This is a genomic window from Sphingobium sp. AntQ-1 (assembly GCF_028538045.1).
Lineage (GTDB): Bacteria > Pseudomonadota > Alphaproteobacteria > Sphingomonadales > Sphingomonadaceae > Sphingobium > Sphingobium cupriresistens.
The window spans coordinates 48,163-71,895 of the sequence record NZ_CP117160.1 but is presented as its reverse complement, the minus strand read 5'-3'; the positions used below and the strand labels follow the sequence as shown (position 1 = coordinate 71,895).

Below are 23,733 nucleotides of genomic sequence, written 5' to 3'. Positions count from 1 at the left end.
CTGCCTCTCTGATTATGGCGCTTGCCATTGACGGGTCCGAGTGGTAGAAAATCGTTGAACATCACAATTGTCGAAATTATATTTTAGGGGGTGGCTATGATCCTGGCCGACAAGGATGTCGGGCTGCGTGACAGCATCGGCTCTGAAGGTCTGACTTTCACCATTCGCCTTGTGGGCCGGGACACCGTTCTGCCCTGCCCCGCCGGCAGGACATTGCTGGAAGCCAGCCGGCGGAGCGAGGGGACGGCAGCTATTCCATCGGGATGCCGTGGCGGAGGATGTGGCGTATGCAGGGTGCAGGTCCTGGAAGGACTGTATAGCTGCGATCGGATGAGCCGGCGACAGGTGCCCGCCGAAGACGAGGCACGCGGCTTTGCGCTGGCATGCCAATTATATCCGCAAAGCGACCTGCTGGTAGGTTTGTGCGGAAAGCGTGAATAAAGGCGAGGTCCAAGAAACCTCCCTGACAATATTGGTATAGGAAGGATCTAAAGATGGCCATGAAAGGCGTATTGCGACCGGGATTTGTCCAATTGCGTGTCCTCGATATGGAAAAGGCGCTTTGGCATTATCAGAATATTCTTGGCCTCGAGATCGTTTCGCGGGACGCGGACGGACGGGTCTATCTAAGAGCGTTCGATGAATTCGATCGCCATTCTGTGGTGCTTCGGCCGGATGACGATGCAGGCATGGACTGCATGGGTTTCAAGTGCGAGAGCGAAGACTATCTCGACCAGTCGGCCGAGAAGCTTGCGGCTCTGAACGTGAAAACGGAATGGATCGAAGCGGGGGAGCAGCCCGGACTTGGCCGCCGTCTGCGGGTTCATATGCCGACCGGTCACCTGCTGGACTTCTACGCGGGCGCTGAACTGTCCGACGTCGGCCCCATGACGCACAATCCGGAACTGTACCGCAAACCTCCCGCAGGCGCGGGCGCGATCCGTTTCGATCATTGCCTCGTCTTTGGCCCCAATGTCGCTGAGGCTCATCATATTCTCAATACGGTGTTCGATTTCGTCGTGGCGGAAAAGCTTGATAATCCCGCAGGCGAACCACTGGCTCTGTTCATGAGCATTTCGACCAAGGCCCATGACATTGCGATCGTGGAACATCCCGAACCAGGCAAGTTCCATCACGCATCCTTCCTCGTCGAGGATTGGGCGGCAATCGGTCATGCTGCCGACTTGATGGCGCTTTACAATGTTGCGGTTGATATCGGCCCTACGCGCCACGGTATCACGCGGGGCAAGACGATTTATTTCTGGGATCCATCCGGCAATCGAAACGAGGTGTTTGCCGGCGGCTCCAGCTTCTATCCGGACAACCCGTTACGGACATGGGAAGCGGAAGAAGTTGGCAAAGCGATCTTCTATTATGAGAAGAAGCTGAACGAGACCTTCCTGCCAGTTCTGACATAGTCCGGATCGGTCATCCAGCGGCACGACCGCTGGATGACCTCGGGGACGAACCTCAGCTTCTCTTGGCGGCCTGACGACTAATCGGCCATTTCCCGCCGATCGATTCCGTCAGACTGCGACAACCGGCTTGAAGCACGCTGATAGCGTGCGTGTCGTCCGACGGCGGGAAGGCGCCATTGGCCAGCATTGTCACCACCACCGGCAACCTGCCCTGCAGATCAAAGACAGGGCAAGCCACGGCCCGTAGCCCCGGCGTCAGGTCGCCTGAAATCGTCGTAACCAGCGTCTGCTCGATCTCCGCGCGCCAATCGGTCAGGTTCACCGGCACGGCGCTGGGATCCGTCATCTCGTGCAATTTGCGTTGCCGCTCCATCTCCGCCGCATCGCCCAGCGCATAGAAGATCAGTCCAGTGGCTGACCGGAACAGCGGAAGTACGCCCCCTATCGCCAGCGACGTTATGACGGGGGGAGACCCCGGATACCAGCGCACAACCGTTGGACCGCCCGCCCCCATGACAGTGACCAGAAATGTGCGGCGCGTCCGCTCGACCATATCGGCTATGCATGTTTCAGCATTTGCGAAAACGTCGAGGCGTGACAGCGCCGCCAGACCGAGCCTGATCGCCCCCGCGTCGAGCTCGTAAAGACCCGCAGAACCATTCTGCTTGACCATACCGGCGCTCATCAGACTGCCCAGATAGCGATGGGTCTGGCTGGGCGACAGTTGAGCGCCCTGGGCGATCGCGGACAACGAGCAAGGGCCGGAAAAAGCGGCGACCGTGGTCAGAACCTCCAAGCCCGTTCCAACCGACTGGATGACGCGTCGTGTATTTACTTCCTTCGTCAACTGGATCCACCGCCTTTTATCGAACCGCGAAAATGACGCTCGCTCAATCCGATTTTGAACCACCGATCAAGAAGTCTTTGACCAAGCGGTTGAACTGCGTTGCCCGCTCGATCTGGGTCCAGTGCCCGCACTGACCAAAAATATGCAGATCCGACCGTTGCAGCAGGCCATTCAGCCGGATCGCATTGGAAACGGGAATGACCTGATCGTCACGTCCATGAACGATCAGTACCTCGTGCGGCAGCGCGGCGATGTCCTGTTCCGGGGTCGCGAGCGCTTCGATATGGGCCTGGCGCGGTTCCGGAAACAAGCTCGAGAAGCTCTCCTGATAGCCCGGACGGACACTCGCCTTGTATCGCGAGGCCACCAATTCGTCGCTGATCAACTGCTTGTTATGGGCAAAGATGCCAATCAGTTTGCGCATCTCCTCCATCGACGGCTGGTAGCCCCATACGGCATCGAGCCCGTAGGTGAGTTCGAAGCTGACGCCGACCGAACCCATCAGAACGAGCTTGTCCACACGCTCGGGATAGCGATGCGCGAAGGCAAGGGCGAGCCCCCCCCCGAACGAGTTGCCGACCAGATGAGTGCGTTCCAGTCCCCATGCGTCGAGGCAGCCAAGCAGATGGCCGATCCAGAAATCAAGGTCGTACCGAACTCCCGGCTTGCGCTCTGTATAGCCAAACCCCGCCATGTCGGGGGCAAGGACACGCAAGTGCGTGGACAGGCCGGGAAGAGTCAATCGCCAGTTCGCGTAGGCCGTCACACCCGGGCCCGATCCGTGGATCAGAACCACAGGCGGGCCCTCGCCTGCCTCGATATAGTTGGTCGCAATGCCCGCCGCCTGCATCGTCTTGCCCAGTTCGGGATTTTTGCTGTCGTCCATCGTCAACTCCGTAAGATCAGTAGCTTCAGACAAGGAAGGTCATATTGGGCATAAATGCGTCGTTATTCATCAGCACGACCTTCTTCTCCAATATCTTCCAGTCGTCACCCGATCGCGTCAGTCGGTAACGGGTGCGCCCGAACCAGTGCACCTCCCGCGTGGGTCGCCACTCGCCGAGTGAAAATGTCGAGCTTACCGTGGCGGAGTCATCGCCGCATGCTTCGATGACAATGTTGGACACGATGCGGACAAGCGCCGACCTTGGCGACTGCGCGTAGGCCGTTCCCCCTTCCAGTCGCCTCAACCGTTCGTTGATCTGGGGCTTTCGCTCGTAGATGATCGAGGTCATCTGGCGCGGATCGCCATCGGCTGCGTTGCACGGAACCCAGTACAGCATGTCGTCGTGCAGCATGTCGAACCAGTCGCGATAGCGATGCTCGTCCATGTACAATGCTTCGCGGTACAGAAACTGTTCGATCGACCTCGCAAGGTCGGGGCCGATAGCCGGATTCTGGACGCTCATGCCCCTTCTCCAGACTGCATATAGGTTAGCCACGTTTCGAGCTGAGCACGTTGCGGCAATTCGTCACCGATCTGTGCAATGATGGACCCGTCGCTATCCACGCGTTCACGACCCATGCCCCGCTGCATATTGAGCCACGGATCGAACGCACCGGCCAATCCGCGCTGGACACGCTCGAAAATCTCCATGTCATCGGGTGAACCAGCGCCCGCCGGGCCGTAAAACATTTCATGATGGCGCAACCGATGCTCGTTGATCGCGTCCGGCACGCCAGGAAGACGGATCTGGAGCATGATAACCTCCGTCTTGTCGACCGCGATCGGATTGATGATACGAACATGGGTGCCGATCAGCTGAAGGTTCGGGAACAAGCCCATATGGGGGTCTCCCCCCATCGCGATCAGCAACCGGGCGCGCTCCGTGCCGTAGGCCGCATGCATGTCCGCGACATATTGCTCGCCGCCTTCCAGCTTGCGGTAGGACTCGATGCGTTCTTCCACGCGCTCCAGTCGGTGGGCCGACAGGTCGAGCATGGTATGACCGCGCCCGTAATGCCGAGTCACCGATGGCCCGTCCAGCTCCCACGGATTGTCGAAATGCCCCTCGCCCGCCGCTGCGTATCGCGCCAGGACGGACTGGTGAAGGAAGCCGGGATGATAACCGTCCATCCCCAGATGCTTCCAGTTGCCGTTGTAGAATGTCTTGTAGGATCCGGCGTCCAGCGCGATCTCGCCGGTCGGCGAAAAATCGATCGCCAGATCGATGCCGTCGGTAGCGCGGCCCAGATGCTCGACCAGGCCCGGCCCATGGGTCGACCCGCTCGCGAACACGAACCCGCGATAGCTTTCGACCCGCGGCATCTTCGACAGGCCATAATCCTGGCGGCGGAAATCAGCGCCATAAGCATCCTGATCGGGTACGCCGATCAGCTTGCCGTCATTGGCGTAGGTCCAGCCATGATATGGACAGTGAAATCTGCTGGCTTTTCCTTCCTGCTCGCATACCACTGCACCGCGATGCCGGCAGCGATTGACGAGGACTTCAACGCTGCCATCCTTGGCACGCACGAAGATGACCGGCTGACGCCCGATCTGGCGCAGTCGGAACATACCCGGCTCGGCGATTTCCGATTCATGCCCGACAAACATCCAGCATTTCTGAAAAAGCCGGTCCATCTCCAACTCGAATATGTCCGGATCAGTATAGACATCAGCGTGAACCATGCCGTTCTTCACCATGTCTGCCGGCGACATTATGGTCATTTTTCCATTCCTTTTACAGCGCGCCTTAATGGGCCGCTGTTTGCGTTATCGGCCTCAGACAGAGGCGAGTTCGAATTGCCGGGCGGCTAATGCGCCCAATGTGGTCATGGCAGCGGTCGTCGATCCGGCCAGAACCTGTCCGGTTCCGGCGATGTCCATGGCGCTGCCGTGGGGAATGCCGATACGAATATAGGGCAGTCCCAGGAAAACGGTGCAGGAGCGGTCGAACGCTACGGTCTTGATCGCGATCTGACCCTGATCATGATACATGGTTATGATCGCGTCATATTCTCCATCGATACCCTGCCTGAATATGACGTCGGGAGAGATCGGTCCGATCGCATCGATGCCAGCGGCGGTCGCCGCCGCTATGGCCGGGGTGATTTCCTGCCGCTCTTCCTCGAACATCGCGTGGGGATTTAACCCCGCGACCCCGATACGCGGACGAGCGATGCCCCATTTTCGAAGGGAATCATTTAAAACCCGCAGGAGCGCGATTATATTGTCAGTCGTGACATGAGAGGCAACGTCCCGCAACCGGACATGCTCCGTGATCGGGACAACCCGAAGCCCGCCCCCGATCCGAAATTGCCAGGTCCCCGCCGGTTCAAATTCGGAACCGTCCATGGCGTATCCGGCGAGCTTCAGCGCGCTGCTGTCGAACGGGCCCATGACCAGCCCGGCCACCTGCCCGCTTTCAGCCAGATCGATCCCCATGCGCAGCCAGCGCAGCGCGGCTTGCGCCGCGTCAGCCGAAATTTGCCCGAACGCGAAGCGCGTGCTTATATCCTGTTCCGGACAAAGCAGGTTCACGACCTTGACGTCGTCGATCGCTTCGGTGGCTGAACTGATCGTCCGGACAGCCAAATCCAAACCACACAGCTCGATTGCGTGCTCGATCTGCCTTGCACTGCCAATCAGGACATGCCGGCCGAGCTGTTGCGGCTCCCCAGTCGCGAGCGCCTTCACGCAAACTTCTGGACCTACGCCCGCAGGATCTCCGATCACAGTTGCAACAACGGGCTTCATCTTGAAACTCCAGGGTAGATCACCGATAGTTTATTCCTTTATCCATTCCATGGCCTAATATGCAAACGAATCTGTGAGGTGAAATGGTTGATCCTGCTTTTTGTGATGAACTTCTGAGGCTTGCTGCTCGCGGCGTCGTAAGGGCCGGACTCAGTGGCCCTTACGGTCATATCAGCGTGCGGCTGGACGAACGTCATTTTCGCGTCACGCGTAGCACCGCCCTCAGCGCGATTGACGATCGGCATGACGGCATTACGGTGGATACCGTCAGCCAGCTGCCGCCCGGGGTTGCGGGCGAAGTGCGCCTGCATCAGCGAATCTATGCGGCCCGACCAGAAACAGCCGCCATCATTCGCTTCATATCCCCCAAGCTTCTCTCATTGTCGGCGATGGGGTTGGTCCCAGTGCCCAGGCACGGCTTCGGCGCGTATTTCTGGCCGCGTCCGGCCTTTTCTGCGAACCTGCAACTGGTACGTGACGACGCTGCCGCCGACGCAGCCTTCGCGGCGATGGGCGAGAGTTGCGCCCTCATCATGCGCGGGAATGGCGCCGTTGTCGCGGGGTCCGACGTCAAGGTCGCACTGGCGCTCGCAGTCAATCTTGAGGATGCAGCGCGGGTGGAGCTGGACGTGCTGCACGCCGGGCGTGCCGACGCGCCCGGCATGACCTTTGAAGAAGCCACGAAGCGGGCGACCTGGGAAGGCGATGTCGCCGAACGCCTCTGGATGCATTGGACCTCCTGACCCGGTCCGCCTCTTATTCGAAAACTGCGGTCACCTTTGTGGAGTTGAAGAGATATGTCTCGACCATGTCCGACCATGTGCAGCGTTTGCCAAGAGCATCCATGCCGCCCAGCAGCGCGAACCAGTTCAACAGCTCATGTTCGCCCGACGCCTCGATATCGGCGAGCGTCAATTGCGGCCAGCGTTGGTAATTCCCCTCGACCATAGCGTGATAGAGGTCGCGGTCGAGGTCGATATCTGGCTGCATGCGCCAGGTTCGATCGGTGAGAAAAGCGTGCGACCAGCTGGATGAGGCGATGATAGCCACCCGCCACTCGCTCTCTGCGCAGATCCGCGCGACTTGCGCGCCAAGTTCGAACACCCGTTGCGGCGACGGCGATGGCGGATCGAAAATGGTTTCCGTGTCCGAAAAGGCCGACAGAAAGCCTTTGTGGCTGATCACCAGCCTGCCGTAGCAGTTAATCTGGAAGGGGATAACGGGATAGTCGAAACCCCGACGATCATAATCCAGATATAATATGGAATTCAGGAAAGCGTGTGGCAGTCCGGGATGGTGGAGCGGCTTGTAAGCGTATGAGACGTCGAAGCTGCGAGTCAGTAACTCGCTGGCAATATGCCGCGCACCCTGGCGATGCCCGCGTACCAGAAGAGCGTGGTCGTGCGGCTCGCCCCAAATATTAGCCCGCGCCGCCTTGCCATGCGCATCGTCCGTGGCGAACATCGCTGATTCGGTGGCCTGTGCCCAGGGCCGGACTTCGCGGTCTTCATAGGCCATGATGCAAAATGGCGGTATGATCGTCTCGCGAAAATTTTCATATTGGTCATCGCCGAAAATCACCACGAAATCCGGATTAAAGGCGTCGATGGCCTCACGGGCCTTGCGCAGGCCGCGAAGCATGTCCGCGCGATGGCGGGCCGCAGCCGCAAGGCCTTTGTCCCCTCCCCATTCAGCCTGCATGAGCGCAGGCCAGTTGGCCGGATCCTTCTTATCGGCAGGAATCAACGGATCGGAAAGGCGGCCTTTGAGGATATTGGCCAGGTCGGCGTCGCTGCCGCTCAGCGGCGGATAATGAGATATGCCGATACCAAGTATTTCAGCCATTGAAGCGATCCTGTGAAAGCGTCGGAGATTTCTTTTGCACATTGTGCACGGTATTGGCTATAAGACAAATGCTATCAGAACGCAAAGGCATCTTGTCCACGCAGCTACGCCTTCGTGACCGCATAAATGATTGTTGATATTATCGATATTATCGATATTGGTTTGGGAGACCCGTCGTTCCAGGAAGCGGTTTCTGGATGGGGCTTGATATTGCGACACAAGGGAGTGGTTGTGGGCACCCTTCACGGCTGAAGCGTGAACAGCTCACGATCTGAAGCGACGCCTGACCATATGGACGACATGCTGCAGTGAGCAGCCAATAATGCTTAGAGTTCAAGGAGGTGGACATGAGGACATATAGAAACGCCATCATTTATGCTGGCTTCACTGCTGCTATACTGGCGAGCCAAGCAGCCTATGCGCAGGAAACCGCAGTTGCCCCTGAGCAGCCGGAGAACGGCGAAATCATCGTCACGGCTCAAAAGCGGTCGCAGTCGGTGCAGCGGGTGCCGGCTGCGGTGGCAGTCGCGAGCGGCGAGCAGTTGGAGACGCTGGGCATCCGGAATGTGTCACAGCTGACGGCCATTTCGCCCTCCGTTCGGTTCAGCACACGAGGACAGCAGACCCTCGTCTATCTGCGCGGCGTCGGCCAGGCCGTGACCCAGCCTAATGCAGACCCAGCCGTGGCAACCAACGTAAACGGGGTTTACATCCCGGCCGAAATGACCGGCAGCGCCATGTTCGACACGGAACGGGTCGAGATCGTCACTGGGCCCCAGGGAACGCTGTATGGCCGCAACGCAGTCGGCGGTGTCATCAACGTCGTGACCAAGCAGCCGGGTAACGAGCGCACGGCCGAAGGCTATCTCGAATATGGTAATTATGACGCTGTGCAGGCCTTTGCCGCCGTCAACCTGCCCGTTTCGGACGCCTTCGCGGTGCGTGTAGCTGGCCTTATCAGCCGACGTGACGGCTTTTTCAACGGCGACGGAGACGATCAGGACCAGTCGGCGCTGCGCGTGACCGCGCGCTGGGATCTCAGTAGCTTGACCCGCATCACTGTGGCAGGCACCTATGCCCGCAACAGAGGCACCGGAGGGCAAAGTCAGAATAACCCGCGCCCGTTCAACGATATCCGGCGTCTGACGATCAGCCCTCGTGATTTAGGCTATTTCGTCGATTACGACACCTATCTCACCAGCGCTGAATTGCAGCATGAACTGAGCGACAATCTGACCTTCACCTATCTGGCAGGGTATAACCACTTCAAGGGCGCACAATTTACCGACGTGTATCCTGGAGATCCCAATGCGGGTATCCCGACATTCAGTGTGCTGATTCCGCAGAAAACGGAACTCACCACCCAGGAAGCGCGAATCAACGGAAAGTTCGGTAGCGTCGATTTCGTGACAGGCGTCTATTATTACGACAGCACGATCGACTTTGTCGCCCAATCCTTCATCGGTCCGGTATTCCGCGATAACGTCTTCGATCAGAAGGCGAAGGGTTATGCAGGCTTCGCCCAAGCAACGGTCGAGGTTCTTCCAGGCGCACGTCTGACCGGCGGTATCCGCTATTCGTCCGACAAGAAGAGTATAGTCGGCCGCAACATGGTTTTCAGGTCCGGCGTCCAGCTCGTCGATCTTCCTTTCGCGGGCAGGTTGAAAACCGACCGCGTCGATTGGCGCGCGGGGGCGGAACTGGATGTGACATCGTCGTCGCTGCTCTATGGGTCTGTCGCCACCGGTTTCAACCAGGCCGGGTTCAGTTCGGCTCCGACCACCATAATTTCGGGCGCGGCGGCCACCTATCTTCCGGCCGAACTGGTCGCATATACTGCGGGCATGAAGAACCGGTTCTTCGACAACATGGTGACGCTGAACCTCGAAGTATTTCGATACGACTATAAAAATTATCAGGTTGCCTCGCGCAATCTGGCAACCGCCGAGAGCCAGATCTACAACGCTGAATCTGTCAGGATCAAGGGGCTGCAAGTCGATGCATCCGTCAAGGTCGGCGAAAAGGGTCAGCTGAGCGGAAGCGTCGTCCTGCTGGACGGGGACATCCGGAAGCTGTTGACGCCGGCAGGTAGTTTCGCCGGACGCCGTCTGCCATTCTCGCCCGAGCGTGCATTCAACGTCAACTATCGCCACGAGTTCGACATCGGCAGCGACAAAGTCATTCGCGCTACAGCGAATTTCAGCCATAGTTCGTCGCAGTACGCGGTGTTCACCAACGCCAACGGCTCGCTTCTCAAAGCGAACAACAAGCTCAACGCCAATTTGGATTACGGACCTCAGGACGGCAGCTGGAGCATAGGGATCTGGGGCCGGAACATCACCGATACCGAGACCTTCGAGACGCTCAATGTCGGCGCACTCCCTGGGCCGGGCTCGGGCTTCGTGGATCCTCCACGCACATATGGCGTTCGGGTCAGCGCCAATTTCTAAATGAGGTAATGATCGGGGATCGGATGGATATCGCTAATGCGACATCCATCCGGTTACATTCCGATCATAACTACAATATGCTTTCATCGCGATGTTGAGCGGGTGCAGCACTCTGATGCTCTGATTATCGGAGATCCGCCCGCCGGTGTGCGGGCGAAATCAACCACCGATGCTTTTTTCCTTCAGTTCACGCAAGAGACCATGGCGTCTCATGCGGAGCACCGAGCCGTTGCAACGGCCTGAGCATGGCTCTTGAACAGGGCTTGGCCCCATATGCGAAGGTACGCAATCCGCGCGGGCGTCAACGCGGCACCATCCATGCACGAGCGGATAGCGCCCCCCCCCCCCCACTTCCACTATGCCTCAGATTCCATCCAGCGGGCCGAAAGTGTATCAGCGCGAGATCATGCTTGGCGCAAATCATCTTCATCGCAACTTGGCGATGCTTCATCGGCCATTGGCAGGGCATCATGCAAGCAGCGGTTGACCAACTATCCCATACGTCGGGCAGCCATGAAGCATTAGCTGTTCCGGATCATGAATGCAGACCGTCTCTGAGCTAGACGGTCTGCATTCATGTAGGCCCTCCGCCAGAGAGCTTTTGACATAGGAAGTCGACTTCGATCGTCAACGGCGGTTCATCGGCTCCGCCATCCGGCTCTAAGCTGCGGGACGAGCAAGCGTTACAGATCCCTTATATCTGCTGGAGGGAGCAACCTGCGCAAGTTCTTACGCACCGCCGGCGAACTTATTACCTCGCCATGAAGGCGACCCTCCTCGGCCACTCCTTCAGCCAACGTGCGATCGAACGCAGAGCGGATCAATCGCTTGGCGTTCGCGAGCCCCTCGCTAACCCGCCCTTCCCAGACACGCGAAATCTCGAGTGCGTGCGCGACCGGATCGTCGGCCAGTTCAGTCACCAGGCCCATCTCATAAGCCTCGGCGCCCGTGAATGTCAGGCCGCGCAGGATGATGTTCAGAGCCTTGGCTTCGCCAACGATACGGGGCAACCGGGAAGGCCCGCTACCAGCCGGGTGCGTCCCTACGCGGCACTCTATTGGACCGATGGCCTCGACCTTGGGATCCGCTATGCGAAGGTCACAGGCCAACGCCAGCTCAAATCCGCCACCCATGCAGAGACCGTTGATGGCCGCGATGACGGGCTGGGGAGCTTCTGCAATTTCTTCGATCAGCTGCGAGAATGGCTGATGACCGGCAGCTCCACCCATATCGGGAAGAGGCAATCCCGCATCCTCGGCATCGATAATCGCCACGAATTCGCTGACATCCCAATGGCGGTTGAAAATACCAGGCTGGCCACCTGTGATGATGATAGTTTGCACTGATGAATCACACGTGAGCGCCCTGAAAGCGGTAAGCATTTCCTGAGCATGGGGGGTGGCCATCACGCCATAAGGGGGGTTGCTAAAGCGGATAATTCCAGCTGCGCCTTGGCGTTCTACATCCACACTGGCCATATCATCTCCACCTTTCCTGTTATCATTACACTCGAAAACGAGACTTATTTAGGTATGCAGCTGTTTGTCAGCGTAAGCTTCCTAGGCGCGCGGGGCTGAGTGTTGCACACCAATCGGCCGCCAACGTTCACCGACTATCGGGTCTGACTATCTCAGTGTCTGATCCGAAATTAAGGTGAGTGGTATCAGCAGGTTAGCTTGACGGCTATGCCTGTCGTTGAGAGGTGGCCGGGTTTGTCTGAACAGGGATCGGCAATTGTTAAGTGGATCGTCTGCCGGGTTCCTTGCCTTGCCAATACGGGGCGTCATGCAGGGAGGGCGTAGCCCGATCGGAGTGACGCCCCGTATTGGTTGCCAAATTCATGCTGCCATCATTACCGGCAGGTTGTCAAAATACGCCTGATCCGGCGTCCTGGCGGCGAGGCTCGAATGTGGCCTCCTTCCATTGTAAAAGTTCAGATAACGACCGATCGACGCGCGGGCTTCGCTGACCCCGCCGTAGGCCCGGAGGTAAACCTCCTCATATTTGACTGAGCGCCACAGTCGCTCGACAACGACATTGTCGCGCCACGCGCCCCTGCCATCCATGCTTATGGCGATTTTTTCTCGGAGCAGCACGCTGGTGAAGGCCATGCTCGTGAATTGGCTGCCCTGATCGGTATTGAAAATCTCCGGTTTGCCGAAGCGCGCCAATGCTTCTTCCAGAGCCTCGACACAAAAATCGGCTTCCATCGTGATCGACACCCGCCAGGCCAGAACCTTGCGGCTGAACCAGTCCACGATGGCAACGAGATAGACAAAGCCCCTCGCCATCGGAATGTAACTGATGTCGGTCGCCCAGACTTGGTTGGGACGCACGATCGCCAGCTTGCGCAACAAATAGGGATAGATCTTGTGCCCCAGCGCGGGCTTCGATGTGCTCGGGCGGCGGTAGATCGCCTCAATCGCCATCGTCTTCATCAGCGTGCCAACATGCTGGCGGCCGATCTTGAAGCCCTCCTGCCGGAGCAGGTCGCGCAGCATCCGGCTCCCGGCGAATGGAAACTCCAGGTGCAGTTCGTCGATCCGCCGCATGATGGCGAGATCGGCAGGAGGCACCGGTCTGGGCAGATAATAAATGCTGCCCCGGCTGATCCCCAGCTCCCGGGCTTGCCGCGCCAATGGCAGTGCGTGCGAACGGTCGATCATCGTTTTGCGCTCGGCAACAGTCCCGCCTTCCCGAGCGCCCCTGACAAAAAATCGTTCACCAACGTCAGTTCACCGATCTTGGCGTGCAGCGTCTTTACGTCGATCACTGGCTCGGCAGCCTCGCTCCGCGTCTCGCTCCCGAATACACCGGCAGCCCCTTCCAGAAGCTGCCCGCGCCATTGCGTGATCTGGTTCGGATGCACGTCAAACTGCTGCGCCAGCTCCGCCAGCGTCTTCTCGCCCTTCACCGCGGCCAATGCCACCTTCGCTTTGAATGCCGGGCTGTGATTCCGGCGTGGTCGTTTGCTCATCTCTACTCCTGTCACGCGGCCATCCTGGCCGCCGTCAGGCAGAAAATCCACTTATCCCGATGTGCAGTTTTGCTAGGCCACCTCTTTGATTCAGGAGTTTTGCGAAAAACGACCAAGGATCAACGATGTGGACCGATACCACTCGCGCGCTTCATGCGCGACGCGGGCTGACTTTGCCAAGTGATTTGACGGATGCCGAGTGGTCAGTGCTGGAACCGCTGTTGCCACCGGCGTCGCATGTAGGGCGGCCGCGGAAATGGCCGATGCGGCGGATTGTCGAAGCGATGCTGTTCCTTCTGCGTGGTGGCTTGCCATGGCGGATGCTGCCTCCATGCTTTCCGCCGGTCTCGACTGTGCGTCGCTGGTTTTACCTCTGGCGTGACAACGGCCTGTGGCTGACGATGAACCATGTTCTGCTTATGGCATCGCGCGAGATGGCCGGCCGCGAGGCCTCGCCATCGGCAGGTGTGATCGACAGCCAGAGCGTAAAAACCACGGAAAGCGGCGGCCCTTGTGGCTATGACGCTGGCAAGAAGGTGAAAGGTCGCAAGCGCCATATCCTGACCGACACCCAAGGAAATCTGGTACATGCCGTGATACACACCGCTGACATTCAGGACCGCGACGGCGCGCCGATGGTGCTGCGCGACATCATCCGGCGCTTTCCGTGGCTGCGGCACGTCTTCGCCGATGGCGGCTATGCTGGCGACAAACTCCGAGAGGCTTTACGGCGAATGGGGAAATGGACCGTCGAAGTCATCAAGCGGTCAGACACCGCCAATGGCTTCGAGGTGCTGCCCCGTCGATGGGTTGTCGAACGCACGCTGGCATGGCTCAACCGGAACCGCCGCCTCGCTAAAGACTTCGAGCAGACGATCGCATCAGCAACCGCATGGCTCTTTATCGCATCCATTCAAATCTTCACGCGACGCATCGCAAGGACATGAAATTACGACAAATAATTATGAATCTGACACTCAGCGGTGCAATATTACTTCTATATCGATATAACTGATGTAACTCAAGTCGCTTCTCAACTCGCCCGGCAGCGATTATCCTCTCGGCCCTTGCAACGCTCACCGCCATCAGTCACCACCTACACGAGCGGCAGGGCGGAAACATCAGCGATACTCGGCTATTGCCACCATAGCCGGGCCGGCCGGGCCAATTGCCCGCAATATAACTGCGTCCGTGGCCTCCGTCAGCCCAAGTGTAATGGTTTCGCCGTCGAATATCGGCCCCTGCGCGCGAAAGCGATAGGCCGTGATCGTCAATTCCGGTCGATGCCTCAGTAAATGGTCGAGCAATAAAGTGGCTATAAAGGGCCCTTGAACCACCAGACCTGGGTAAGCCTCTATGTCGCGGCAATAATCACGGTCATAGTGGATGCGATGACTGTTGAATGTCACCGCAGAGTAACGGAACAGCATCACTGGGTCCGGGACGATTGTCCGGGTGAGCTGATCAGCCTCGCCAGCATCGATCAACGGACGTGGCGCAGGCCTGCCGGGAACGGCAGCTTCGCGATATACGATATCCTGTTCTTCAATAATGGCTGTGTCACCCCCTTCGGGCGCAATCTCGTGCCGCACCGTGACAAACAACATCCGACCGGACCGACCTGCCTTGAACTGGGCGGCAACGAGCGTCGAAACCCGGGTCATTTGCGTGCCCAACGGTATATCGGCGATAAAGCGCACCCGGCTACCGGCCCACATTCGACGCGGCAGATCGATCGCCGGCAGCAGTCCCGTACTCGTCCGTTGCGGATGGCCGCATTCCCCGATCAGCGACTGACGCACTGTCGGCGGGAAGCACAGCCAATGACCTAGCGGTGGCAGCATGCCAGGGGTCCAAGGCGGCCGATCATGATCGAGCACGGCCATAAGCCCAGCCACACGCTGAGGATCGGCGATATCATGACCGATTTCCTGTCGGCCGATCCAGGACTGTATATTCATTCGACAGATTCTCCCCGTGGACATCCGGCATCAAAGGACTAGGACAGGTCAGCTCCGGCCGTCTCCGCGGCATTATCGGGGCGATCCGCAAGGGCGGCTTCAACGCGGTATATGTTCAAGACCTTTCGGCGGACCGTATGTCGGCTTCAATCGCCGCGCGGTGGGCGGGCGCAGCGATATCGAGCATCTTTTGCTGTCGCGCGCGCAGCCCAAGGCCCCGCAAGTCGGCAACACCATATTCCGTCACGAATATGCCGGCGTCCGCTCGCGCGGTACTGACGGGGCCCGAAAGTCGGGCTACGATGCGGCTCCGCGCGCCGGCGGTAGCAGGTAAGACGACAATCGGCAGCCCACCGCGCGATGCCGCGGCGCCCCGCAGGAAAGTGCTCGCCCCACCTACGGCCCCAACATAACGGCCATCGGCGACTTCGGCATTCACCTGCCCGCTCAGATCGACCTCTATGGCTGAATTGATCGCGGCCAGCCGATCGATCGCCGCCAGCGTCGCGTGACTGTGCGTGTAACTGGCCGGACGCAGGCGCAAGGCTTTGTTGGCGTTCGCCCAGCGCATCAGGCGTTCGCCTCCAGCCAGCAGGCCAGCGACGCTCACCCCCCTGTCAATAGTCTTGCGGGCATTGGTGATGATGCCCGCTTCAGCGAGATCGGCGACCTCATCTCCTATCAGCCCGGAATGAATACCAAGGTCGCGATGATTGGTGAGCGCGCGCATCAATGCAGCCGGGATGCTGCCCAATCCGATCTGCAACGTCGCGCCGTCCTCGACCAATCCCGCCATTCGAGCCGCTATGGCCCGCTCCACTTCGCCGAAGCGCGTTAACCCCGCCGAGGCATTGGGGCGGCTTGTGCGGACAAAAATATCAATCCGTTCGCGAGAGATTTCCATCCCCTCACCCGTACAAGGAGCGTCATCGGCGACTTCGGCTATCACGAGCCGGGCTTGATCCATCAAATCGGCAACATAGTCCTGCGCAGCGCCGAATCCAAAATGATCCGCATCACGTCCTGGAGCAAGCCGGAGCAATAGAACGGGAGCTCGCGCGCCCAGGGTGGGAGCCAGCGCCGCATAGGGTATTGGCAGAATATCGAGATGGTCACCCAAATGCCGGTTAGTGCCGGTACCGCAATAAGAGGAAAAGGCGACATGATCGACGTGGGCAAGGCTGATGTTTGAAGACCAGCCGATTCCGATAAACGCCTGGAACCCGCCGATCGAACCTCGCTGCGCCAGGAGGGATTCGGCTAACATGACTGGCTCAGCCGATGCCTGTCCCCAGACGACGAGATCCCCCGGACGGATCAGCTGTGCCCAGTCTATCGCGTCCAGCTTAGCTTCTCGACCCAAGCGGATCATCAGACACGATCCAGAAGGACTGTCATATCCTGCTCACCGCCGATGCGCATATCCTACCCTCCTTTATGTCATCAGACATCTGTCGCAGAACGGTTGATCGTTTGGGCGAATGCTGATCGTGTGGACACACGCGCTATTCTGCACTCATGATTTCGATAGCCCGGTGCGATCGTGATGGCCCAGAAATAAAGTCAAAGTCAAATCGATCTCAAGCCGACAATCCCGAATGAGACCCATAGCGGGTGCGAGAAGCCCGCCATGCCCGCGCAGCATTGCTTATGCGGCCCCTGGCCGGGAGGAGCATCGCAATAGGCAGCGCCTGTGCGTCAGCCCGCTTCAGCCCCGGTCATTTTCGGGCACCGGCGAGATGCGATTTCCGGAAGCTTATCGACCTTCCTATGCTGTCGATCTCTCCTGACTTCTCTCGCGGCGGGGCGCGGTCGGCATTGTCCCGGCCATTGACAAAGCTGTGAGAGGCTGTTTGGAAAATCGGCTGAAGGGGTTGCGTCGGGGCTATCCGTCTGATTCAGGCTCTGGATGTGGACCCAGCAGAGCCGAGGGCGAATTGCCCGGATTGCCAAGAAGACGAAACGCTACCCCAGTGACCTGACCGATGAGGAATGGGGTCGCCTGTCACCGTTGATGCCCCAGCCGGGGCGTCGGGGCCGCCCCCGCGAGGTGGATTTCCGCGAGGTGATCAACGCGGTCCGCTACCTTGTTCGATCGGGCTGTGGCTGGCGCATGCTGCCAATCCATTTCGGGGCGTGGCAGACGGTCTATGGCTGGTTTCGCGAACTGGCGCGCAGGTTCCTGTTCCAGACGATCCATGACATTGAGTTGATGCTGGATCGTGAGCGCCAGGGGCGGGAGGCCAGTCCGAGCGCTGCGGTGATCGACAGCCAGTCGGTCAAGGCACCATCGGCGGAAAAGCGCGGTTTTGACGCCGGAAAGAAGGTGGTCGGGCGCAAGCGACATATCGCCGTCGATACCGATGGCCGGTTGCTGATGGTCAACCTCACCACGGCAGACATTTCTGACAGTGCGGGCGCCCAGACCATCCTCGACGGCATCCGCAAGCGATGGCCTTGGGTCAAACATCTCTTCGCCGATGGCGCCTATGACCGTCTCAAACTCATGGACAAGGCCAGCTATCTGGATTTCGTCATCGAGGTCATCCGCCGAAGCGATCAGCAGAAAGGCTTCAAGGTGCTGCCCCGGCGATGGGTCGTCGAGCGGACCTTTGGCTGGATGATCCGCTGGCGCCGATTGGTTCGCGACTACGAGAAGCGCATCGACGTATCACACGCCATGATCCTCGTCGCCATGGGCGGCAATCTCCTACGACGAAACGCTCATCCCTGATTTTCCAAACGGACTCTGAGCCCACCATAACATATCTATATAGAAGGGTATTACGCCGCTGGATTTGGAAACATGCCTCTTTAGCGCATCGATGTGAACATGGCGGCAGAGCAATAGCGGCGTTGCGGTTGGTGCGGCGTCCGCCCAATTTCCACTGAAAGAAATGGGGAAGTAAGCCAACGAGTCAGGGATATTGTCGATACCCGCGCCGAGCGACCATCGCGGAAAGCCCTTCCGGCCTCGCATGTAGGGACAGTTATCTCTCGGCCCAAGCAACGACCTAAATAGCCACACGCACCGACGGACATAAATTCCCGAGTTTGAGGATGGAGTACCTAAATATGCGATCAGTTCAGTTTAACGAATATGGAGAGCCAGAAGTTCTACATTTGGCGGAAGTAGCTGAGCCGCATGCTGGACCCGGGCAAGTACGGATAGCCGTGCACGTAGCAGGGGTTAACCCAATCGACTGGAGAATCCGGGCCGGTTACATGCGGGAATTCATGCCACGGCCGCTCCCCTCGGGAGTGGGAGTGGATGCTTCAGGTGTAATCGATCAAATCGGTGAGGGTGTATCGGGGGTTGCCATAGGCGACGCTATCTTTGGCAGCGGTATTGATACGACTGCCGAATATGCAATCCTGACCGATTGGGCTCTCAAGCCGTCAAACCTGTCGTTTGAAGAAGCCGCGGGGTTCGGTACGCCAGTCGAGACCGCGACCCGCATTCTGGATCTGGTGTCCCCCGCCAAGGGAACGACCATCCTCGTCAGCGGAGCAGCAGGCGGCGTGGGTTCCGCGCTTGTTCAGCTTGCACAGCAGCGGGGACTAAAAGTGATCGGCACCGCCAGTGCGCCCAAGCATGACTATCTCCGTTCGTTAGGTGCGGTGCCAACCACATATGGTCCGGGTTTGGTCGAGCGGGTAGGCGCATTGGCGCCCGATGGCATCAGTGCGGCTTTTGATCTTGTGGGCTCAGGCGATATTCCTGACCTCATCCAGATCACGGGCAATGCGGCGAGCGTGGTATCAATCGTCGATTTCAGCGCCATGCAGCATGGCGCGCACATGTCGACGGCCCGCAGCGCCGACCTAGGGAAGCTACTGGCGGAAGCTGCTGCCCTCTCTGAAGCGGGCGCCTTCAAAATTCCCGTGGAGAAGCTGTTTGCTCCGGATGAAGTAGCGGAAGCGCATAAGATCAGTCAGGCTGGCCATGTAACGGGCCGCCTGGCAATCAAAATCAGATAATGATCTCTGTCTCCTGTGTGATCAGGAGACAGATTCGCGACCACATTTGTCGGCTAGGGAGTGCTTCTCATGTTACTGCAGGCCGACAAATGTCGTTTTGACTTCACTAGAAAGGGGATTTTCTGGACCCGGTCCCCGGTCTTCATGCGCCATTTTACGGTCTCTCGGCTTTGAACGTGGAAAGCATGACCGCCGAGGATGATCAGCCAGTGTTCTCGCCACCGGCGGCGCGAAACTCAGAACCGGCAGAATATCTGTGTCGATGCGCTTTTTCGTCTGATTAAACCAAGTAAATCCGATATTGAAAAAATCGTCTTGCCGCGAATTTATATCTGAAAGGCCATTTATGTATCAGGATATTGATCACATAAGCGTTTATAAGGAATCGCCGACGAAGGCTCGTTTCCCTTTTGGTCAATATCCGTGTTCCGGCGTCTACCACTCGCCCGCTGGAAAACGTCCGAAGACTGCCATCATCGCAACTCATTACGTCGGCGACTTTTCGTGCCACTATTTGGGCGATTACATGGCGCGGCGAGGATATGGATTTTTGGGCTGGAACACGCGCTACCAGGGGACGGCAACCGCTACAGGTTTTGCGCTCGAAAATGCGTTGATTGATATCGGGGTCGGCGTGCGTTGGCTTCGAGAAGAAGCGGGCGTGGAAAAGGTCGTTATTCTGGGCAATTCCGGCGGGGCCTCACTGATGGGGGCATTATCCAGAGCATGGTTTTATCTGGGGTCCCGCGATTCTGATGTCCGAGATCAGCGGAAAAGGTCAGTCTGGAGCTCGTGATAAAATCATAAGGACCGCAGGTACGAAAGGAGATCCGGCTTTGGCTTCCAAGGCGTGGCCTTTGCGGGTTCGATACCGGCGTGCTTCCAGAAATTCTCTAACGCATCGCGCTTCATCTTCAGGTTCGCCGAGATATACCGGTTCGTGGTCGCGATGCTGGAATGACCGAGATAGTCGCGGATCACGGTCACGTCGGTGCCCGACTGCAGGAGCGCGACGGCGCAGCTGTGGCGGAAAACGTGAGGAGTGATACGGTCACGCGCCAGCCTGGGTCGATCCTGGACGACTGGCGAGGCATGCTTGGTAAGGATGTACGCGGCTCCATCGCGGGTCAGCGGTTGGCCGTGGCGGTTCATGAAAACATGCTGCTGGCCCGCAGCGCCCGACAGGTTTTGCAGGCGCCGCAACGCGTCGGCCGTCTCGCGCCATAGCGGAACGAGCCGCTCCTTGCGGCCCTTCCCACGCAATCGGGCCTGGTGCGGTGGCGTCAGTTGAAGGTCCTGCCACAGCAGGCCGGTTGCTTCGCTCACTCTGGCGCCGCAATTATAGAGGAAAAGCAGCAGCGTGTAATCGCGCCAGCCACTGCGGGTTCGCCGATCGGGATGGGCGATGATGGCCCGCACGTCCGTTGCTTCGAGGTAGGTTGCGGGCTTCTGCCTCGCCCGCTTCGAGGGCAGCGCCAATACCTGCGTGTAGCGGAGCGCATTGTCGAGATCGTTGCGCAAGAGGTGCTTGAAGAAGCTGCGAAGCGCGGCACGGCGGCAGTTGCGCGTCGCGGTGGAGTTGGACCTTCCGCCCTCGAGATGATCGAGGAACCCGGCGACGGTGTTGGCGTCGAGATCCTCCAGCACAAGCGCAGCGACCTCGCGGCCGCATCGCCGGGCAACGAACTGAAACAGCAGCTTGAGCGCGTCGCGATAGGCGCGCGTCGTATGTGGGCTCGCGCCGCGCTGGCGCGGCAGATAGCTGGAGAAGAACGACTCCACCAGAGCGAACAGCAGCTGAGGTCCGGCCTTGCTCATCGTGGCTGCCGGGCGTGGCGCATATGTTGTTCGAAGCGCGTGCTCGCGAGTTCCAGGAGTTGCGGCGTCGCCTTCAGATAGACCTCGGTGCCAATGACGTTCTGATGCCCGAGATAGGCCGAAAGCCACGGGAGCTTGGCGTGAATGTCAGCGCCTTCCTCCGCCCATGCTGTCAGGCGGTGAACCGCGAACGCATGCCGAAACTCATATGGGCGCGCTCCGACGCGGCCCTGCGCGGGCTTAATATCGAGGCGGCGCAGGAGGTTGCGAATAGCGTCGGAAGCCGCGTGGGTATGGAGTGGCGCGCCGTTGAGGCGAACGAACAGCGCTTCGCAATCCCCTTGGCCACGATCGTGAAGCACCCGGCATCGATCATCGACATAGAGGCCAAGCTCCGCGACAAGATCGTCGCGCATGGGGACGATCCGCGTACGCCGCTTGCTGTTGCGGATGAGCAAGGTCCCACGGTCGAGATCGACATCATCCATGGTCAGGCGCACCGCCTCGCCGAGCCTGAGGCCGGTGCAGTAGAGCACGAGAATCAGCCTTCGCAGCATCGAAGCCCATATGAAGCGGCCTTGGTGCGCTGACGCGGCGGCGAGAATGCAGCGGATCTCGTCGCGGCTGAAAATATAAGGAAAGAACGTCGACTCTTTCACCGGCGCAAAGGCGTGCTCGGGCACATAGCTGGTGGGATCGCGACGCCGGCGATGCAGGCAAAGTTGACGAATTACCCCGAACTCATTGCCGAGCGTGACGGCCTTGCGGTCGGGCAAACGCCCACACCAGCGGCTGATCGCTTCGGCCAGCGAAATATCGACATCGTTGCCCCACTGGTCTTCGACGAAGTGAAGGAAGCGTTCGATCTCAAACTCGCCGCGTCGATAGGGATGGCCCATGGCGCGCTTGAACGCCAGGAAGCTTGCTGCGTCGTTCCTCAACTCTTCCAGGACGATGACGGTGGTCATGTCGGCACCGGCAATGCGATCTCGCGCAGGGATGCGGTGGCGATCCGCACATAGGCCGAGACCGACCCTGGATCCCGGTGACCAAGGAGATCCGATACCACTTGGGGCCGCGCACCCAGGTCTATCTGGCGCGCCGCGTGAGAATGTCGCAAGACATGGCTGCCCAGAAATGGTGCATCGATCCCCGCGATCTTCGCATGCTTCATCACGATGTGGCGTATCGCGCTCGAAGCCGCGAATGGCTCCAGCGGCATCTTCATCTGCACGAAAAGATGGCGGGTGGGTGTATCAGCGGGCCGGCCGTGGCGTAGATACTCTGCCAGCGCCTTGGCGACGGGTGGCAACAGCGGCAGCATGAATGCGACGCCCGTCTTTGGGCGAAGGACTGACAGCGTGCTGTTATCCCAGTCGATATCCCGAAACTGCAAGCGGATGATCTCGCCGGCGCCAAAGCCATAGGTACTCATCATCAGCAGTATCGCGTAGTCGCGAAGGCCTTGCGGACTCGATCTGTCCACGGCCATCAGGAGCCGCTTCACATCATCCCAGTAAAGGGCGCGTCTCGGTCGCTCGTGCCGTCGTTGCACGGGCGCGACCACGGCCTCGCTGATATCGACCGGACTCTGGCCACTCCAGTGCAAGAAACGGGAAAAGCAGCGTACCGTGCATGCAAGGTCGCTCACATGCGATCGGGAGTATCGCGCGGCGCGGCCAACCAGAAATGCGTCGACATCGGTTATCTGCATCGAGTGCCAGTCCTTGCCGACCCGGATCAAGTGATCCTGAAGCATACCGATGTGGCCCAGCTTCTTGTGAACCGTCACCTCTGGATTACCGCGATGCTGGGTCAGATAGGCGGCATACTGCGCGAGCAACGGCGACAGCAAAGCCTTCCCTGGACGAGGCGGTCGCCAGTCAGGTGGGGCAAGCCCCAAGCAATGATAGACACGGCTGAGCGACAGCAGGGCGCTGCTGGAAAGTCTGAGAGAAAGTGGGTCTAGCCCCCGTCGCTTTGCATACCAGTCTTTGAAGCGGCCAACGCGTTCGAGGGTCAACTCTTCTCGCTCGACCAGGCCGTGCAAGGCGCAATAGGTACGAAACTGCTGGATGCGGATCAGATAGACAATCGTTGTTCCAGCCCCGAGCCGCCGCTCCGCGCTCCAGATGCGGCGGATATCGTCGGGGGTGGGCGCCGCAGGGTCGGCTGCGGCGATATGATCGACATGTACGGGCATGGCTTTACCTCGATCGGCAAAGCGTAGCTGACGGTGAAAGCGTGATCACGCCCCGCATCGTGTTGGCAAGAGCCATCGGCATCGCCGACACTGCCTATCCTCTGGATGGGTCGGAATCCCAAGGGTGCCGGAATACAGTGCAACAGCTGCGGGGAAAGGGCTTGGCGGAGCGTCGCAAGGGCCGGAACGTCGCTCACCGGCAAGCCCGGCCTCGCCAACCGGGGCGCCATTACTTTGACGGCGGCAACGGATCTGCGCACCGCGACAACGCGGCGGCGAAGCCAGCGCACCGCGCCTGGAAGGAAAATATCCGTGCCGCGTGCTGCGTCTGCGGCGGCTTCCATGCTTCGCTCCGACGCGGCTATCCCAACGATGCGATCGATCGCGGCAAGCGAACCGGGCAGCCGAGCGGCGAGAAAATCTGGGAGCAGGCTGAATGTTATGTGCCCCTGTGGGCAGTAGCAGCGAGCGATCCGTACACCCGGACTGGTCAGGCGCGCATAGCTGCCATGCCGCCGAAATGCACAGCCGCC

At 59.2% G+C, this 23,733-nt stretch carries 20 protein-coding genes and 1 pseudogene; 8 read left to right on the top strand and 13 right to left on the bottom strand.

Annotated features, from left to right (window positions below):
• Positions 1 to 96 precede the first annotated feature (96 nt).
• Complete coding sequence (locus tag sphantq_RS22540) at positions 97 to 441, top strand: 2Fe-2S iron-sulfur cluster binding domain-containing protein (protein ID WP_272800704.1); 345 nt, start codon at positions 97 to 99, stop codon at positions 439 to 441.
• Between the two features lie 53 nt (positions 442 to 494).
• Positions 495 to 1,418 (top strand): catechol 2,3-dioxygenase, encoded by a 924-nt coding sequence (locus tag sphantq_RS22535; protein ID WP_272800703.1) that lies wholly within the window; start codon positions 495 to 497, stop codon positions 1,416 to 1,418.
• 52 nt (positions 1,419 to 1,470) lie between these two features.
• Here sphantq_RS22535 and sphantq_RS22530 read toward each other — a convergent pair whose 3' ends face one another.
• The 5 genes from sphantq_RS22530 to sphantq_RS22510 are packed head-to-tail and all read right to left on the bottom strand — an operon-like array spanning position 1,471 to position 5,965.
• Positions 1,471 to 2,328 carry an IclR family transcriptional regulator gene (locus sphantq_RS22530; RefSeq protein WP_272800702.1) on the bottom strand — a complete coding sequence of 286 codons (858 nt, stop codon included), beginning with the start codon at positions 2,326 to 2,328 and terminating at the stop codon, positions 1,471 to 1,473.
• Positions 2,309 to 3,151: an alpha/beta fold hydrolase gene (locus sphantq_RS22525; RefSeq protein WP_272800701.1), complete on the bottom strand. Its 843-nt coding sequence runs from the start codon at positions 3,149 to 3,151 to the stop codon at positions 2,309 to 2,311. The genes sphantq_RS22530 and sphantq_RS22525 overlap by 20 nt, the downstream gene beginning before the upstream one ends.
• Positions 3,152 to 3,176: 25 nt before the next feature.
• On the bottom strand, positions 3,177 to 3,674 hold the full coding sequence (locus sphantq_RS22520; protein WP_272800700.1) for an aromatic-ring-hydroxylating dioxygenase subunit beta: 498 nt from the start codon (positions 3,672 to 3,674) through the stop codon (positions 3,177 to 3,179).
• Positions 3,671 to 4,936, bottom strand: coding sequence for an aromatic ring-hydroxylating oxygenase subunit alpha (locus tag sphantq_RS22515; protein WP_272800699.1), 1,266 nt, complete (start codon positions 4,934 to 4,936; stop codon positions 3,671 to 3,673). The genes sphantq_RS22520 and sphantq_RS22515 overlap by 4 nt, the downstream gene beginning before the upstream one ends.
• Before the next feature lie 54 nt (positions 4,937 to 4,990).
• The gene (locus sphantq_RS22510; protein WP_272800698.1) at positions 4,991 to 5,965 is read right to left on the bottom strand and encodes a PdxA family dehydrogenase; all 975 of its coding nucleotides are present in this window, start codon (positions 5,963 to 5,965) and stop codon (positions 4,991 to 4,993) included.
• 83 nt (positions 5,966 to 6,048) lie between these two features.
• On the opposite strand from sphantq_RS22510, the gene sphantq_RS22505 reads away from it, so the two are divergent.
• A complete protein-coding gene (locus sphantq_RS22505) occupies positions 6,049 to 6,708 on the top strand; it encodes a class II aldolase/adducin family protein (RefSeq protein ID WP_272800697.1) in 660 nt (219 codons plus the stop codon).
• A 13-nt stretch (positions 6,709 to 6,721) separates the two neighbouring features.
• Here sphantq_RS22505 and sphantq_RS22500 read toward each other — a convergent pair whose 3' ends face one another.
• Positions 6,722 to 7,810, bottom strand: coding sequence for a hypothetical protein (locus sphantq_RS22500; protein ID WP_272800696.1), 1,089 nt, complete (start codon positions 7,808 to 7,810; stop codon positions 6,722 to 6,724).
• 347 nt (positions 7,811 to 8,157) lie between these two features.
• On the opposite strand from sphantq_RS22500, the gene sphantq_RS22495 reads away from it, so the two are divergent.
• Positions 8,158 to 10,260: a TonB-dependent receptor gene (locus tag sphantq_RS22495; protein WP_272800695.1), complete on the top strand. Its 2,103-nt coding sequence runs from the start codon at positions 8,158 to 8,160 to the stop codon at positions 10,258 to 10,260.
• A 683-nt stretch (positions 10,261 to 10,943) separates the two neighbouring features.
• Here the strand turns inward: sphantq_RS22495 and sphantq_RS22490 are convergent.
• Both sphantq_RS22490 and sphantq_RS22485 read right to left on the bottom strand, forming a co-directional pair.
• Positions 10,944 to 11,738 carry an enoyl-CoA hydratase/isomerase family protein gene (locus tag sphantq_RS22490; protein ID WP_272800694.1) on the bottom strand — a complete coding sequence of 265 codons (795 nt, stop codon included), beginning with the start codon at positions 11,736 to 11,738 and terminating at the stop codon, positions 10,944 to 10,946.
• A gap of 360 nt (positions 11,739 to 12,098) precedes the next feature.
• Positions 12,099 to 13,237 (bottom strand): IS3 family transposase gene (locus sphantq_RS22485; protein ID WP_443021536.1). Its coding sequence is split into 2 segments (ribosomal slippage): positions 12,099 to 12,968 and positions 12,971 to 13,237, totalling 1,137 coding nucleotides; the frame shifts between segments, so codons are not numbered across the junction.
• A gap of 125 nt (positions 13,238 to 13,362) precedes the next feature.
• Here sphantq_RS22485 and sphantq_RS22480 point away from each other — a divergent pair.
• Positions 13,363 to 14,184, top strand: a complete 822-nt coding sequence (locus sphantq_RS22480) for an IS5 family transposase (protein ID WP_272800664.1) — start codon at positions 13,363 to 13,365, stop codon at positions 14,182 to 14,184.
• Between the two features lie 174 nt (positions 14,185 to 14,358).
• On the opposite strand, the gene sphantq_RS22475 is transcribed toward sphantq_RS22480, so the two are convergent.
• Positions 14,359 to 15,123, bottom strand: coding sequence for an acyl-CoA dehydrogenase (locus tag sphantq_RS22475; protein WP_272800693.1), 765 nt, complete (start codon positions 15,121 to 15,123; stop codon positions 14,359 to 14,361).
• Between the two features lie 190 nt (positions 15,124 to 15,313).
• Positions 15,314 to 16,570 (bottom strand): acetyl-CoA hydrolase/transferase family protein, encoded by a 1,257-nt coding sequence (locus sphantq_RS22470; RefSeq protein WP_272800692.1) that lies wholly within the window; start codon positions 16,568 to 16,570, stop codon positions 15,314 to 15,316.
• A 537-nt stretch (positions 16,571 to 17,107) separates the two neighbouring features.
• Here sphantq_RS22470 and sphantq_RS22465 point away from each other — a divergent pair.
• The 3 genes and pseudogenes from sphantq_RS22465 to sphantq_RS22455 all read left to right on the top strand — a co-directional run.
• Entirely contained in the window at positions 17,108 to 17,932 is an 825-nt protein-coding gene (locus tag sphantq_RS22465; RefSeq protein WP_272799736.1) for an IS5 family transposase, read from the top strand.
• Between the two features lie 341 nt (positions 17,933 to 18,273).
• A complete protein-coding gene (locus tag sphantq_RS22460; protein WP_272800691.1) occupies positions 18,274 to 19,179 on the top strand; it encodes an NADP-dependent oxidoreductase in 906 nt (301 codons plus the stop codon).
• A 346-nt stretch (positions 19,180 to 19,525) separates the two neighbouring features.
• A pseudogene (locus sphantq_RS22455) lies at positions 19,526 to 19,894 on the top strand (alpha/beta hydrolase); the annotation flags it as partial.
• 86 nt (positions 19,895 to 19,980) lie between these two features.
• Here sphantq_RS22455 and sphantq_RS22450 read toward each other — a convergent pair.
• Genes sphantq_RS22450 through sphantq_RS22440 form a run of 3 tightly spaced genes read right to left on the bottom strand, consistent with a single transcriptional unit; the run spans position 19,981 to position 23,200 of the window.
• Complete coding sequence (locus sphantq_RS22450; protein WP_272800690.1) at positions 19,981 to 20,997, bottom strand: site-specific integrase; 1,017 nt, start codon at positions 20,995 to 20,997, stop codon at positions 19,981 to 19,983.
• On the bottom strand, positions 20,994 to 21,965 hold the full coding sequence (locus sphantq_RS22445; RefSeq protein ID WP_272800689.1) for a tyrosine-type recombinase/integrase: 972 nt from the start codon (positions 21,963 to 21,965) through the stop codon (positions 20,994 to 20,996). The genes sphantq_RS22450 and sphantq_RS22445 overlap by 4 nt, the downstream gene beginning before the upstream one ends.
• On the bottom strand, positions 21,962 to 23,200 hold the full coding sequence (locus tag sphantq_RS22440) for a site-specific integrase (RefSeq protein WP_272800688.1): 1,239 nt from the start codon (positions 23,198 to 23,200) through the stop codon (positions 21,962 to 21,964). Before sphantq_RS22440 ends, sphantq_RS22445 begins: the two co-directional genes overlap by 4 nt.
• Positions 23,201 to 23,733 lie beyond the last annotated feature (533 nt).

Coding starts and splice junctions, on each gene's coding strand:
- sphantq_RS22500 (WP_272800696.1), bottom strand. CDS start 7,810: ATGGCTGAAATACTTGGTATCGGCATATCTCATTATCCGCCGCTGAGC.
- sphantq_RS22525 (WP_272800701.1), bottom strand. CDS start 3,151: ATGGACGACAGCAAAAATCCCGAACTGGGCAAGACGATGCAGGCGGCG.
- sphantq_RS22495 (WP_272800695.1), top strand. CDS start 8,158: ATGAGGACATATAGAAACGCCATCATTTATGCTGGCTTCACTGCTGCT.
- sphantq_RS22540 (WP_272800704.1), top strand. CDS start 97: ATGATCCTGGCCGACAAGGATGTCGGGCTGCGTGACAGCATCGGCTCT.
- sphantq_RS22520 (WP_272800700.1), bottom strand. CDS start 3,674: ATGAGCGTCCAGAATCCGGCTATCGGCCCCGACCTTGCGAGGTCGATC.
- sphantq_RS22510 (WP_272800698.1), bottom strand. CDS start 5,965: ATGAAGCCCGTTGTTGCAACTGTGATCGGAGATCCTGCGGGCGTAGGT.
- sphantq_RS22515 (WP_272800699.1), bottom strand. CDS start 4,936: ATGACCATAATGTCGCCGGCAGACATGGTGAAGAACGGCATGGTTCAC.
- sphantq_RS22460 (WP_272800691.1), top strand. CDS start 18,274: ATGCGATCAGTTCAGTTTAACGAATATGGAGAGCCAGAAGTTCTACAT.
- sphantq_RS22470 (WP_272800692.1), bottom strand. CDS start 16,570: ATGATCCGCTTGGGTCGAGAAGCTAAGCTGGACGCGATAGACTGGGCA.
- sphantq_RS22535 (WP_272800703.1), top strand. CDS start 495: ATGGCCATGAAAGGCGTATTGCGACCGGGATTTGTCCAATTGCGTGTC.
- sphantq_RS22505 (WP_272800697.1), top strand. CDS start 6,049: ATGGTTGATCCTGCTTTTTGTGATGAACTTCTGAGGCTTGCTGCTCGC.
- sphantq_RS22475 (WP_272800693.1), bottom strand. CDS start 15,123: ATGGCCGTGCTCGATCATGATCGGCCGCCTTGGACCCCTGGCATGCTG.
- sphantq_RS22465 (WP_272799736.1), top strand. CDS start 17,108: ATGTGGACCCAGCAGAGCCGAGGGCGAATTGCCCGGATTGCCAAGAAG.
- sphantq_RS22445 (WP_272800689.1), bottom strand. CDS start 21,965: ATGACCACCGTCATCGTCCTGGAAGAGTTGAGGAACGACGCAGCAAGC.
- sphantq_RS22480 (WP_272800664.1), top strand. CDS start 13,363: ATGTGGACCGATACCACTCGCGCGCTTCATGCGCGACGCGGGCTGACT.
- sphantq_RS22450 (WP_272800690.1), bottom strand. CDS start 20,997: ATGAGCAAGGCCGGACCTCAGCTGCTGTTCGCTCTGGTGGAGTCGTTC.
- sphantq_RS22490 (WP_272800694.1), bottom strand. CDS start 11,738: ATGGCCAGTGTGGATGTAGAACGCCAAGGCGCAGCTGGAATTATCCGC.
- sphantq_RS22440 (WP_272800688.1), bottom strand. CDS start 23,200: ATGCCCGTACATGTCGATCATATCGCCGCAGCCGACCCTGCGGCGCCC.